This is a genomic window from Mesorhizobium sp. AR10, from assembly GCF_024746795.1.
In the GTDB taxonomy this organism is placed as follows: domain Bacteria; phylum Pseudomonadota; class Alphaproteobacteria; order Rhizobiales; family Rhizobiaceae; genus Mesorhizobium.
In genome coordinates this window covers 39,853-52,981 of record NZ_CP080523.1, presented here as the reverse complement: position 1 = coordinate 52,981, position 13,129 = coordinate 39,853, and the positions used below count along the sequence as shown (strand labels likewise).

Here is a 13,129-nt window from a genome sequence, read left to right as displayed (position 1 = left end):
TTTGGGGGCGGCTGTCGCGGGGACTGTCTCAAACAGCCGTTGAGAAGAGCTTCCGAGGCGTCGTATTCAGACGTCGGCCACCTTCGGGTGTCACTAGAACGGTCTCGGAAAGCGCAAGGCCCTCGGCCGAAGCATACATGTGGAATACCATATTTTCCTCGAGCTTCCAGTCCGATGTCGGCAGGAACACCCAGGTGAAATCCGAGACGCGGAGCGGCAGGTCGGAGTAGTACCCAAGTGTGTACCCCGTAATATTGTCGTAGCTCGTGCGGATACCAGCATCGAGTGCGCCCCGCCTCACGATGGCGTCGACATCGCGGGCGGCGGCGCCAGGCTTCATCGCCGCCAGCTGTGCGTCCTGCACTTCGATCAACTTTTCGTATATCTCAGTTTGTCGCGCAGTCCGCTTGCCAATGACAACATTGCGCATGATTCTGCAGCTATATCCCTTAAATCGGGGGATCAGCTCGAGATGCAGCACGTCACCTTCCTTCAGCGGCCGGTCATGCAGGTGGCCATGGAGGAAGTCCCAGTCGTTGCTCGCCGTTATGACACCGGGGTCTCCCGGATCGCCGCCAAGCCGGACATACGCTTCAACTGTCATGCGACCTGCTTCACGCTCGGTCATGCCGGGCTTGGCAGCTGCAACGATCTCTTCGATACTCTGGTCAGCGATTTCGCAAGCACGCTTGATCAGGTCGATCTCGGCCGGAGACTTGATCTTACGCATGGTCCACGGCAAGTTGTCGATATTGACTAGTGTGGCTTCGGGCAGAGCGGCCTTGATGTCTTCATACATTGAGACAGTGAGCGCATGACTGCGGAAGTCGATGCCGATTCTTGCCTTGCCTAATCCTTCAGCCTTAATTGCGTCGGTAACGGCAACGGAGGCATGGATCCAGTCTGGATAGCCTGTTATGTTTTCAGTTTTTAACCATGTCATCTCGCGCATTGGCGCCACATCCAGCGCTCTGAGGATAAAGAAGGGATCGCCATCAAGTGGCACTATTCCACAGCGATAGGACGTCAGCGAAACGCTATAGTTAAAGAAGTAGGCCGTCGCCTCGCAATCGTCGATTAACATCGCATCAAGATTGCGGGCTCGCATCTCATCCCGCAGGCGCGCGATGCGGCCCGCGATTTCGTCGGCGGTAAAAGGCATTTCAATCTCCATCTTAGCTACGTCAGGGGGTGCGCCGCCTAAATGCGGCGACTAGGCTCCGGAGAAGGGCAAAGAAGATGGCCAGCACCAGGAATACTAGCGCGACGGCGGCTATCTGGGGGCTGATCTCGTTGCGGATGTCGGCCCACATCCGCATCGGTAACGTGTAGCGTCCGGCGGTTGACATGAAGAGGCCCACCACCAGATCGTCAAAAGCAATCAGGAAGGCGAAGATACCTGAGCTCAGAAAAGCCGGGGCAAGAACGGGGACCACGACCCGTCGCCAGATTGCGCCCACATGGGCGCCCAGGATCGCCGCGGCCTGGACGAGGGAGATATCGAACCTCTGGAAGGCTGCCAGCATAATCAGGAAGACATATGGGAAGCCGAACAAGCCATACGCCAACACGTAGGTTATAGCGTTTCCGATCAGCCCGATCTTGATGAAGATGAAATACAGGGCGAGTGCAATGACGAATTGTGGCACAATCATGGGAGAGATTAGGAATAGCTCCATCCACGCCTTGCCGCGACGCTCCTCCCAACGGCACATCGCGTAGGCGGCAATCGCACCCAGCACGGTCGCAAGGAACGCGCCTGCCACCGAAATCCAGATACTGAACCAAGTGGACCCGAGCCATTCCCGGTCCGTGAGGTAGCTCTCGATCCAACGAGTCGAATATTCGGAAGGCGGCAAGCGGAGGAAGTTGTCGGCACTCAAACCGAGCGGGATCACCGCAACCATGGTGATGGTAAGCATTACCATCACTGTGATGACAATTAGGATTCCGGCGGCCCTGAGGACCCAATAGAGGACGTCCGCGAAACGGCCCATCCGAACTACAAGAACGGCCGGGAAGCGATCCACGGAAGTCGAAATGCGACCAGGGCCCACGTTCTCGCTGCTTCCCGTCGTAGTGCCAAGAGACTTTCTCAATCCGACAAGGAACCCGAGCACAATCACCAGGAGCACAACCGCCTGAGCAGCCGCTCCGCTGTAATCACCGAGCATATTGATAGTGATATAGATTGATTGCGTCGCCACATTCTCGCGTGGGCTGCCGAGCAGCTGGGGCGTCACGTAGAAGCCGAGCGAACTTGTGAAGACCAGGCCCAGTCCTGACATCACACCTGGCAGCGAAAGCGGCACGAATATCCTGGAAAATATCGTAAGCCTGTGAGCGCCAAGGCTCTCAGCTGCTCGCGGCAGGTTTTTGTCTATGCGTGTCATGGTGGCATAGAGCGTCATGATCATCAGCGGAATCTGGATTTGGATCATGCCGATGAGCACACCCACTTCATTGAAAATCATGGGTATCGGGGCAGAAGTCAGACCGATCTCCCGCAGAAATGTGTTGATTGGACCTCGCGCGCCGAGAATTGCTACCCAGGCGTAGGATCGGATTAGAATGGAAGTAAAGAACGGCACGATAACCGCGAGGATCATCAGGGATCGCAACGTTCCCCCGGCCTTGTTCATTGCATACGCGAACGGATATCCAAGCAGCAACGTGAATAAAGTAACGATCAAGCTCAGACGTATGGTGCGCAGAATGACGGGGCCGAAAAGCCCCATCTCAAAAATCTCTTTGTAGGCATCGAAGGAAAACGTACCTCCGGGAAACAAGGAAAGGCCAACCACTGCAACCAACGGGATAACATAGAGGAGGCCGAGGAAGGCGACCGGAAAGATGATGGCCCGGGAGGGCCGCTCTTCCATCCAGTCGACTGCACGAGATACCGGATTAGACATGGCTACTGTTCGCTCAGGGACTCGAGATGTCGAAAGGCGCTAGGTTCGGGGCGCGCGAAAACGGCCGTCCGCTGCTACGCCCAGCATTCGCAACAGCTTATGTCGCGAATGCTGGATCGGTTTTTTACTTGGCGACCCAACTCTGCCACTGCTCGTTAACAAGCTGCAGATTCGACTTTCCATTGCCGCTGTCTTTATTCCACCACTGATAGTTCTGCACGACCTGGGTTTTGACGGTTTCGGGGTTGCCCGGCAGAAGCGCGGCACGTTCCTTGCTGAGCAATTTGAACGTTCTCGCATTGGTCGGACCGTACTCGATCGCCTCGGAGAAACGAGCCTGAGCCTCAGGCTTGGCAACATATGCAAGGAATTTCATAGCGTTTTCTGTATTTTTGGCCCCGACTGGCACAGCCCAACCGTCCCACTGCAGGACAGCCTGCTGCCAGCTCAGGTCGATCGGCTGCCCCTGCGCCTTGAGTGCTGAGACGCGACCATTCCAGACCGATCCGACCGAAACCGCCCCATCGACTAACAACTGGGCCGGCTCAGCACCGGCAGCCCAGTAGCGGAGGATGTTTGGCTTGATTTTGTCGAGCGCGGCGAAGGCCCGCTTTATGTCCAGGGGATAGAGGTCAGCGGGCGCAACGCCGTCCGCCATGAGCGCCGTCTCGAAGACCGCGCCTGTCGCGGGGCCTTCGCTCGCGTTGTAAACTGTTCGCATGCCCGGAAACTTTTTGACGTTCCACATGTCAGCCCACGTCTGGGGCTTTTCGTCGCCGAACGCTTGCGTATCGAATCCCATCACGAGCGAATAGAACAAGGAAGGGAAGTACTTTTCATGGGCAGGCACCGGGGAAATGCTGTCCCGATCTTCCTTCGCAAAAAGATCGTAATTTATCGACTGCAGCAGGTCTTCCTTGATGAAGCTGTCAATGTCGGGACCCGCAATGTCGGTGACGTCGGATGCCGGGGCGCCTGCCACAATCGATGCACGGTATGCACCGTTGGGTATCGAGGCCGCAGCAACCACCCGGATTCCTGTTTCGGCTTCAAATGGATCGAAGTAGGCCACTTTCTGTGCCTTTCCCCAAGCTCCACCACCATCCGTGACAATCACTTCGCCGCTTCCCTGCGCCGAAGCGCTGCGAATATTCAGGTATGGGGCGGCAACCGCGCCGGCCAAACCCACAAGTACTTTACGCCTGTTGAGAAATAGATGAGTCATTTTATTCTCCTCTGGAGCTGGCGCCGTTCCGGCGGGGAAAGACGGTGCTGGAGTTGTAATCCCACGTTACGCTTACCCGTTGAGTATCGGGCTGCCCCGCTTCAGGCTTAAGTTTAGCTGTAATGATTTTGTCGTTTGGCAGGCGAACCCGGATCAGGATCGATTCACCTAGGTAAGCTGATGAGAGCATCTCCCCTGGAATGAAGCCAGGTACCGGCTCGCGTTCGGGACCGAGGCTGATCCTGTTCGGGCGGACAATCAGGTCAACCGTGTCCCCCTTTTCCAGAACGGCGCCAGGTACCGACTTGCCGCACACGAGCAGGTTATGCCCAATTTCTACCAAGCATCCTTGGGGGCTCGACTCGGCGATGCTCCCCTGCAACATGTTCGCTTCACCGACGAAATCGGCCACAAAGGCGCTGGCCGGCGTATCGTAAATCTCCGCGGAGGTCCCCTGCTGCTCGATGCGACCGTGGTTGAGCACCACAATCCGGTCCGACATGCTCATGGCCTCATCCTGGTCATGGGTCACAAACAGCGCTGTCGTGCCAGTTACCTGCTGGATTTCCTTGATCTCCGACTGGAGATGCTCACGCATCTTCTTGTCGAGCGCACCAAGCGGCTCATCCATCAACAAGATGGGGGGTCGGAACACCAGCGCGCGAGCCAACGCTACACGTTGCTGCTGACCTCCGGACAGCTTTGTAACCGGCCGGTCATCCATGCCACGCAACCCTACCAGGCGCATCATCTTGGAGACTTCTGGTGCGATCTCAGCCTTGGAAACTCCACGCTGAATAAGTGGGAACGCGATGTTCTGGGCCACAGTCATGTGCGGGAACAGCGCGTAATTCTGGAAAACCATGCCAATGTTGCGTTGCCGAGGCGGCAGGACGGTAACGTCACGATCACCAAAAAAAATATTCCCCCGGGTGGGGCGCGTGAATCCGGCAACTCCCATCAACAGGGTGCTCTTACCCGATCCGCTTGGGCCTAGCAGGGTCACGAAACTGCCGGCCGCCACGTTCAGAGACACGCCGTCGACCACGGTCATATTGCCGTACTCTTTCGTGAAACCTCGGATGTCCACACTTATTCCAGTCATTACCCCTCGATCGGAAATGGCCCGGTTGCTCCGAGCTTCGCTTAACAGAAAGATGACAAAAACGCGACGATACGTCAACAAATTATTGTTGAGATGGAGAAATAATGTCGAGATTCCTGTATCTATCAAGTCGGCTTCGGCCAAACGGAGAGACCGACACGCTGTCTTGCGATTTCTACTGGAATGTCGTCGGGGAATGTCGCGGTCTTGAAGACGGACCACTGATTTTGCGAATTACCCTGAAATCGTTGGTAGCCCCCGTTGTCGAACGCAAGATCTTTCTTGTGTACGATCCGCAGATGCCGCGTTCCCCTCCCGCCGGAATCCTGATGGATATGCTGCGGCAGGGGGACGAGGCATAGATATCGAATTCCGAACGGAGCAAGATGGGTAAATGATCCGCAGGTTCACGATCTGGGCAACAACGCAGCCACCAGTTATACAGTGTGAAGCCTAAACGGTCGGCAAATGCACCGTTTTTACCTCTAGGAAGTCCTCCAGCCCAAACAGTCCTCCTTCTCGGCCATTGCCTGACAGCTTATATCCACCAAATGGACTGCCATATCGGTGGGAACCACCATTGATATGCACCATGCCGGCACGCAATTGGGTGGCAATCCGTTCCGCGCGCTCGGCATCGCCGATCTGTATATAGGCGGCGAGCCCGAAATCCGTATCGTTCGAGATTTCGATCGCTTGCTCTTCTGTCTCGAATGGGATGATTGCCAATACCGGGCCGAAGACTTCATCGCGGGCGATCTGCATTGAGTTGTCGACATCGACGAAGATGGTAGGCTTGACGTAGTAACCAGTTTCGAAACCTTCCGGTTTGCCAGGACCACCAATAAGGACCTTTGCACCCTCGGCAATGGCGGCATTGATCATAGATTGTACGCGTCCATACTGGATATCACTGACCACCGGGCCAATGTGTGAGCCTTCTTTGGTGGGATCGCCAACCTTGGTTTCCGCGCCAACCTGCGTCGCAATTGTTACTACCTCGTCGTAGATAGTCCGCTCTACAAGCATTCGGGTTGGAGCGTTGCAAGATTGGCCGGAATTGTTGAAGCATTTGCGGATGCTCGCCGCGACGTCTCGTTCGAGATCGGCGTCAGCGAACACGAGGTTCGGTGACTTGCCACCGAGCTCAAGCGTCACACGCTTGATCGTATCGGCGGCGTCCTTGCTAACGGCAATGCCAGAGGGGGCCGAACCGGTAAACGACATCATGTCGATATCTTTGTGCTTTGACAGTGCCGAACCCGCGTAGACACCGTCGCCATTGACAAGATTGAATACTCCTGTCGGAAAACCAGCCTCGTCGATCATCTCAGCATAGAGCATGGCGCTAAGCGGCGTGAACTCGCTCGGCTTCAGGACACAGGTACAGCCGGTCGCAAGGGCTGGTATGACCTTGAGCGCTATCTGGTTGACGGGCCAGTTCCAAGGGGTGATCAGTCCGCAGACGCCAATGGGTTCACGCAGAAGCGTGTCGCCGTTCGGCAGGGTTTCCTTCAGTTTCAGCCGCTTTAGCGCAGCGTTGAAGGCTTGAAGATGACCGACGCCTACATGTTGCTCATGGCTCATCGTGATCGGGGCGCCCAACTCGGCCGTTATCGTGTCGGCCATTTCCTCGTAGCGGCGCTTGTAGATTGCGAGCAGTTTCTCCAATAGTACGAGGCGTTCGTTAACGGCTCGTACGGCTATAGGTTGCGAATGCTTTCTTGGCGGCTGCCACCGCGCGATCGATATCGGCTGCCTTCCCGAGAGAAATGACGGCGATCGGCTTTCTCGGTCGCGGGATTGAGCACGAGCAGATCGTTCGACGTGGCCGGCTCCACCCATTTGCCATCGATGTAGAATTTCCGCTTGTCGAGCATTTGCCCCTCCTATTCGTTGCATTGCCATCCGGCAGTCGCCGTCAAAAGCGCGCCTTACCAGCCAATCGCATCCCTTAACGAGTACCACCACGAACCGATCGTCGAATATTGGGCGCGAAACATGCGACCACCGGGGAATGGATACCAGGGCAGCTTTTCAAAGACATCGCAGCGCGTCGTGTCGCCATCGATTGCTTCGGCTAGTGTGCGGCCGAAGAGGTGCGATCCGGTCACGCCGTGACCGCTACAGCCATGGGCAAAATAAGTGTTGGTGCCGATCCGGCCCATCTGCGGCACGCGGGTGAAGGAGAGCGCGAAATTGCCGCTCCAGGCATAGTCGATCGTCACGCCCTTGAGACGCGGGAACACCTTTTCGAGGTTGGGTCTGAGCTTTGCGATGACGTCGGCCGGATCCGTGCCGCCATAGACCGTGCCGCCGCCGAAGATCATCCGCTTGTCGGCGGACAGGCGGAAATAGTCGAGGATGTAGCGCACGTCCTCGACGCACATGTCGCTCGGGATCAGCGAATTGGCGACTTCTTCGCCGAGCGGAGCCGTGGTTATCATCTGCGTCGAGACAGGCATAACCCGCGAGACGAGCTTTGGCACTGCATCGCCAAGGTAGGCGTTACCGCAGAGCACGACGATGCGCGCCGAAACCTCGCCGCCTTCGGTGTAAACGGCAGGCCGTGCCGCCTCGTGATCGACCCGGGTCATCGGCGACTGTTCATAAATTGTGCCGCCAAGGCTTTCGAAGGCACGTGCCTCGCCGAGCACGAGATTGAGGGGGTGCATGTGGCCGCCGGTCGTATCGAGCATGCCGCCGCAATAAGCATCCGAATTGACGAGCTTTCGCAGCGCCTCGCGGTCGAGAAGCTGGTGATCGTCCATCCCGTATTTGCGCCAGAGCGTCTGCTTGGCTTCAAGCTCCTTCATATGCGCCGGCGTATAGGCGGCATAGATATTGCCCGGCTTCAGGTCGCACTCGATCTGATACTGGCTGACGAGACGGCGTATGATCTTGCCGCCCTCCTGCACCAGACCGCCGATAAAACGCGCTGTGTCCTCGCCGTAGCGGCGCTGGATCGTCGCGAGACTGGCGTTGAGGCCGTTGACGAGCTGACCGCCGTTGCGGCCAGAGGCCCCCCAACCAACCTGAGCCCCCTCAACGACGACGACCTTGTATCCCTTCTCGGCAAGGTGAATTGCGGTTGAAAGACCGGAGTACCCAGCGCCGACGACGCAGATGTCGGTTTCGACCCGGCCCTGAAGCCGGACCGGTGTACGGATGATGTTGCGGGAGGCGGCATAGTAGCTGGTCGGGTAGCTGCCGTCGCCGGCATAGGATTTCTGTTTCTTAAGCATTAGACGATTTCCAAATAGGCGGCAAATTCGTAGTCGGTAACCTGCTCGGCAAAGCCTGCGATTTCCTGGCGTTTGCAGGCGATCAGCATCGAGCGCAGCAGGGGGTCGAAAATTTCGGTGGCGATTGCCCCGGCCTCAAAAGCATCGACTGCCTGCCCCCATTCAGCCGGGATTTTGGGAAGTTTATCCATGGAATAGGTGTGGCCTTCGACCGGATCGGACGGCTGCCACTTGTTGCGGATGCCGACGAGAGCCGCGCCCAGGATCGCAGCGATCACGAGATACGGGTTGGAGTCAGCCCCAGCAACGCGGTGCTCGATGCGACGCGCGACCGGGTTTCCGCCGGGTATCCGGATAGCCGACGTGCGGTTCTCGTATCCCCACGATATCGCGGTCGGCGCGAGCGTATCTGGCCTGAGTCGTCGGTAAGAGTTGAAATGCGGCGCGAACACGAGCGTCGTCTCAGCCATGCCGCGCAGCAGGCCTGCCACCGCATGTTTCATCGTCGACGAGCCCTCTTCACTGCCGTCGTTGAAGACGTTGTTTCCATCCTTGTCGATGAGGCTGAAATGCACGTGCATTCCGCTTCCGGAGCGCGTGCCATAGGGCTTCGCCATGAAAGTGGCGGCAAGCCCATGTTTGCGCGCCACGCCCTTGACGATCCGCTTGAAGAAGACGGCATCGTCAGCCGCCTTCAGCGGATCGTCCGTGTGCAGCAGGTTGATCTCGAACTGGCCGATGCCATTCTCGGCGATCGCTGCGTCTGCAGGCACATTCTGCCGGGCGCATTCCTTATAGACGTCAGAGAAGAAGTCGCCGAAATCGTCCAGCTCATCGATCGACAAGATCGCATCGGAGTCGAGCCGTTTGCCGGTATATGGGGAGATCGGCGGAACTGCGCTGTCCGGCTCGGGGTCGATCAGATAGAATTCCATTTCGGTCGCCACAACCGGGCGAAGCCCCAGTTCCTGGTATTCCCTGACGATCGCCGCCAGCGCCTGGCGCGGATCCGCCAGGAATGGCGTGCCGTCTTCGAGTTGCAGCCAAAGTGGCACAAGCGCGCTCGGCCGCGACGTCCAGTTGACCGGTAGCGCTCCGCGTCCAGTGACGCCACAGATGCCGTCGCGGTCGCCAGTTGCGAGAACCTGCTGGTTGCCGATGATGTCCTCACCCCAGACGTCGACGCCAACAATCGACAGCGGCATGCGAATGCCGCCGCCCAGGACCTTGGCTGCTTGCTCAACCGGCAGCCGTTTGCCCCGCATGATGCCGTTCAGATCGCAGACGACTGCCTGAATGCTCTCAATCGGTCCGTTGCGTTCCAGCCATTCGCTGAACGCGGGCGGACTTGCCTCGTTGGAGGACATATCTCAATTCCTTTTTTGTGATCACATTATGGATAACTTGACATCATTGTGCCGCTGCTGTCAAGTTCTTGGCAATCCCAACACCTCAGGAATGGCATATGCTCGCAGGTGCTCCCGACCTCATTCTTATCCAAATGGGCACTCCGCCGAATGAAATCCGTGGGCAGCTCGGGGACTTACCAGACTGGTTTTGCCGTGCCCTCGGCCGATTACCGGACACCATTGAGATGGTTCGGGTATTCGCAGGCGAGAGTTTGCCCGAACCCGATCCTCATCGGATTGCTGTCATTACAGGATCTTGGTCCATAGTGACGGATTGCGAGCCGTGGAGTGAAAAGACCGCCGCCTGGATCCGCGACGCAATGGCGATCGAGATGCCTCTCTTTGGCGTGTGCTACGGACATCAACTCATGGCGCACGCTCTCGGTGGACGGGTGGAATATCATCCTGAGTGCAGAGAAATCGGATGCCAGACGGTACGCCTCCTGCCAGAGGCATCGCAGGACGTGTTGCTGAGGGATCTGCCTCAGCATTTCCAAGCGCATTTGACCCACATGCAAACGATTATCAGTCTCCCGCCGACTGCCTATTCTCTGGCGGCTTCAGATCATGATCAGCACCAGATTGTTCGATTCGGCCCCGAGGCGATATCAACCCAATTCCATCCTGAGTTCACGCCGGAGATTTCGTCTGCGATCATCAATTTCCGAGCCGATGTCCTACGGCAGGAAGGCAAGGATTCCAGAGCCTTGCTTGATGCGGTGAGCGAGACACCTGAAGCAACAAAGCTGCTATGTAACTTTGTCAAAGCGAACACTCGCCAAGCGGCGCCCGGCTGAGGAGGAAGTGCAATCGCGCCGCATGTTTGGGCGGGCTCGGAAAATGCCGGCGACGGCTTCTGTCGCTGCAGGGGTCGTTAACGACTGTGTCGATGTCGCTGATTGTATATTTATATCATCACTGTGATCACATCACGGCAATGTTGACATAATTCAATCGATGCGATCAAGGTCGTCTTTCAGAAGTCAACTTATCGAGCAAAGGAGTTGCTCCCATTGGACCAGCCGGACATGCCAGCCTTTCCAAGACCTACAGGCATGACAACACAGGAGTATGTTTTCGAACGGCTTAGACAGGCTATCATGGTAGGAGCGTTCAAACCTGGCATGTCACTCACTATCCGCGGCATTGCGGACGCTCTGGAAAGTAGCCCGACGCCGGTTAGAGAGGCCCTGAGGCAGCTTACCTCTGTTGGTGCGTTGCAGCTCCTTGAAAACCGTCGCATCGTCGTGCCAAAAACTACTCCGGCGCGTTTCGAGGAACTGATTGCGCTTCGCATCGTACTTGAAAGTCATGCGGCGCGAAGAGCTGTCGTGCATCTCTCCGAACTACAGATCGACGAACTAGTCGCATTCGACGACGCTGTCGAAACCGCTATCACCGCTGGTGACAAGGCAGGGGCGCTCATCTCAAACCAGGAATTCCATCGGCGCATATATAAGGCCAATCCAGCGCAAGTGGCTATGCCCTTGATTGAGAGCCTATGGCTTCAACTCGGGCCAATTCTTGGAATAGCCATGGAACATGTCGCAGAATTTTATCTGGTCGATCGCCATCAGGAGGCGATTGAGGCCTTGCGACGACGCGACGAGGAGGCTGTGGCCCAAGCTATCGGCGCCGATATTCGCGAAGGCGTGGGAGGGCTTGATGGCCGTGCAGTCGAAAGGCTTTTAGCGATGTCCGTATGAGGAATAACAATAGTGATTGCTAAAAAACCGCAGGTGCCGTAGCGGGTCGTGTTGGAATTCGGCGGAGCAGCCTCCGGTAGGTTAAGATTATCGGCTCATGCGGCGAGGTCAATCTGCTGATCGCGTGGCTTCGTAGGAAGCGTCTGCCAGCCGTCGATCTTTCGCATCGAGATTTGACCGGACGCCATCAACGCCCAGAACAACATTGCCGCGGTTTCGGCCGAAGGCAGAACGGTCTGGGTCTTGATGCGCCGCTTGAACTCCTCATGCAGACGCTCAATCGCGTTTGTTGTTCTGGCGCTTTTCCATTGGCTCGGCGGCAGCCGGGTGAAGGCGAAGAGACGCTCGCCGGCCTCCTCCAGGCTATCGGCCACCGCCCGGCACTTGAGCCGCCATTTGCGCAGGAACGCCTTGCGGCGGCTCTCGATCTCCTCCGGCGTGGCCGCGTAGATCATGTCGGTGTAATCGGCGCTGATCTCCTCATGCAGCCGCTCGGGAGCATGGGCAAGCAGATTCCTGTGCTTGTGAACCGTGCATCTCTGCACCGGCACCCCGTCCCACAGCGCGGCGATCGCCCTGTCCAAGCCAGGTGCGCCATCGACCATGAGAAACTCAGGTCGGCGCAGGCCGCGCCCGACGAGATCGTCGAGAATGGCCCGCCAGGCCTCCGTCGTCTCGCCACCCATATTCTTGACCGCGAGCAGGATCTTCTGGCCGTCCGCGCGCACACCGATGACCACGAGCAGCGAGATCGAGGTCGCTTTGCGGTCGAGCCTGACACGAACCACCGTCCCGTCGAGGATCAGGCGCACGATCGGCTCGTCGGCCAGAGAGCGGGCATTCCAGGCGTCCCAGTCCGTCTTCACCTTGCGCCAGGTGCGGCTGACGACGTCCTTGCCGATCGCGCCGCCGAACAGCGCGGCGAGCGCACGCCGCACGCGCCTGGTGTTCGTGCCCGCCAGGTAGCTCGACGCGATCAGCGCGTCGGCGGCCATCGTGCGCCGCTGATAGGCGCGCAAGGCCTTGCTCTTCCATTCCACCGTCTTGTCCTCGCCGGCATCGAGGCGCGCCCGCGGAACCGTGAGCTCGGTGGTGCCGAAGGTCCCCGTCAGCGTGCGCGTCCGGCTGCCGTGGCGGTGGCCGGCGACACCGGTGGTCTCATCACTGCGCGCCGCCGGCTGCCGGCCATAACGGGGACGGGCAAGCACCGCGTCCAGCTCGGTCTCGAGCATCGTCTCGATGAAGCCGCGCACCCGCTCGCGCAGGCCAGCTTCAATCGGATCAAACCAGTTGTCGAAAAGATAGCTCGTCGCCTCATCCCCAGGATGAACGGCTTCCGCATTCATGGTAGTCCTTGTCATGGCGTAGTCTCCTGTCCGGCGCTCTAACGCCGGATGATTCGAGGTTTGACACCCCGGAGACTACGCCAACTCACAATTCCAACCACTCCTGCGACGGCACCAACCGCACCGCAAAGCCAGACTGGCAAGGTGCAAGACAGAGAGGTGGCTCGGTTTGTTTGGA

Annotated in this window: 9 protein-coding genes and 1 pseudogene; 2 read left to right on the top strand and 8 right to left on the bottom strand. The window is 57.9% G+C overall.

The features are described 5' to 3' along the window. Nucleotides 1-28: 28 nt before the first annotated feature. The 7 genes and pseudogenes from LHFGNBLO_RS00250 to LHFGNBLO_RS00220 form a co-directional block, all read right to left on the bottom strand. On the bottom strand, nt 29-1,162 hold the full coding sequence (locus tag LHFGNBLO_RS00250; RefSeq protein WP_258600180.1) for a M24 family metallopeptidase: 1,134 nt from the start codon (nt 1,160-1,162) through the stop codon (nt 29-31). A gap of 22 nt (nt 1,163-1,184) precedes the next feature. Next, nucleotides 1,185-2,915: an ABC transporter permease subunit gene (locus LHFGNBLO_RS00245; RefSeq protein WP_258600179.1), complete on the bottom strand. Its 1,731-nt coding sequence runs from the start codon at nt 2,913-2,915 to the stop codon at nt 1,185-1,187. Nucleotides 2,916-3,039: 124 nt separating this feature from the next. Further along, on the bottom strand, nt 3,040-4,140 hold the full coding sequence (locus LHFGNBLO_RS00240; protein ID WP_258600178.1) for an ABC transporter substrate-binding protein: 1,101 nt from the start codon (nt 4,138-4,140) through the stop codon (nt 3,040-3,042). A gap of 1 nt (nt 4,141) precedes the next feature. Next, nucleotides 4,142-5,389 carry an ABC transporter ATP-binding protein gene (locus LHFGNBLO_RS00235; protein WP_258600177.1) on the bottom strand — a complete coding sequence of 416 codons (1,248 nt, stop codon included), beginning with the start codon at nt 5,387-5,389 and terminating at the stop codon, nt 4,142-4,144. A gap of 309 nt (nt 5,390-5,698) precedes the next feature. Continuing rightward, a pseudogene (locus LHFGNBLO_RS00230) lies at nt 5,699-7,125 on the bottom strand (aldehyde dehydrogenase family protein). A 54-nt stretch (nt 7,126-7,179) separates the two neighbouring features. Continuing rightward, nucleotides 7,180-8,490 (bottom strand): NAD(P)/FAD-dependent oxidoreductase, encoded by a 1,311-nt coding sequence (locus LHFGNBLO_RS00225; RefSeq protein ID WP_258600176.1) that lies wholly within the window; start codon nt 8,488-8,490, stop codon nt 7,180-7,182. Then, nucleotides 8,490-9,857 (bottom strand): glutamine synthetase family protein, encoded by a 1,368-nt coding sequence (locus LHFGNBLO_RS00220; RefSeq protein WP_258600175.1) that lies wholly within the window; start codon nt 9,855-9,857, stop codon nt 8,490-8,492. Before LHFGNBLO_RS00220 ends, LHFGNBLO_RS00225 begins: the two co-directional genes overlap by 1 nt. 98 nt (nt 9,858-9,955) lie before the next feature. Here LHFGNBLO_RS00220 and LHFGNBLO_RS00215 point away from each other — a divergent pair, with 98 nt between their 5' ends. Both LHFGNBLO_RS00215 and LHFGNBLO_RS00210 read left to right on the top strand, forming a co-directional pair. After that, nucleotides 9,956-10,696 (top strand): glutamine amidotransferase, encoded by a 741-nt coding sequence (locus tag LHFGNBLO_RS00215; RefSeq protein WP_258600174.1) that lies wholly within the window; start codon nt 9,956-9,958, stop codon nt 10,694-10,696. Nucleotides 10,697-10,927: 231 nt separating this feature from the next. Further along, nucleotides 10,928-11,605, top strand: a complete 678-nt coding sequence (locus tag LHFGNBLO_RS00210; RefSeq protein ID WP_258600506.1) for a GntR family transcriptional regulator — start codon at nt 10,928-10,930, stop codon at nt 11,603-11,605. 95 nt (nt 11,606-11,700) lie between these two features. Here the strand turns inward: LHFGNBLO_RS00210 and LHFGNBLO_RS00205 are convergent, their stop codons facing one another. Further along, nucleotides 11,701-12,951, bottom strand: a complete 1,251-nt coding sequence (locus tag LHFGNBLO_RS00205) for an IS256 family transposase (RefSeq protein ID WP_258600489.1) — start codon at nt 12,949-12,951, stop codon at nt 11,701-11,703. Nucleotides 12,952-13,129 lie beyond the last annotated feature (178 nt).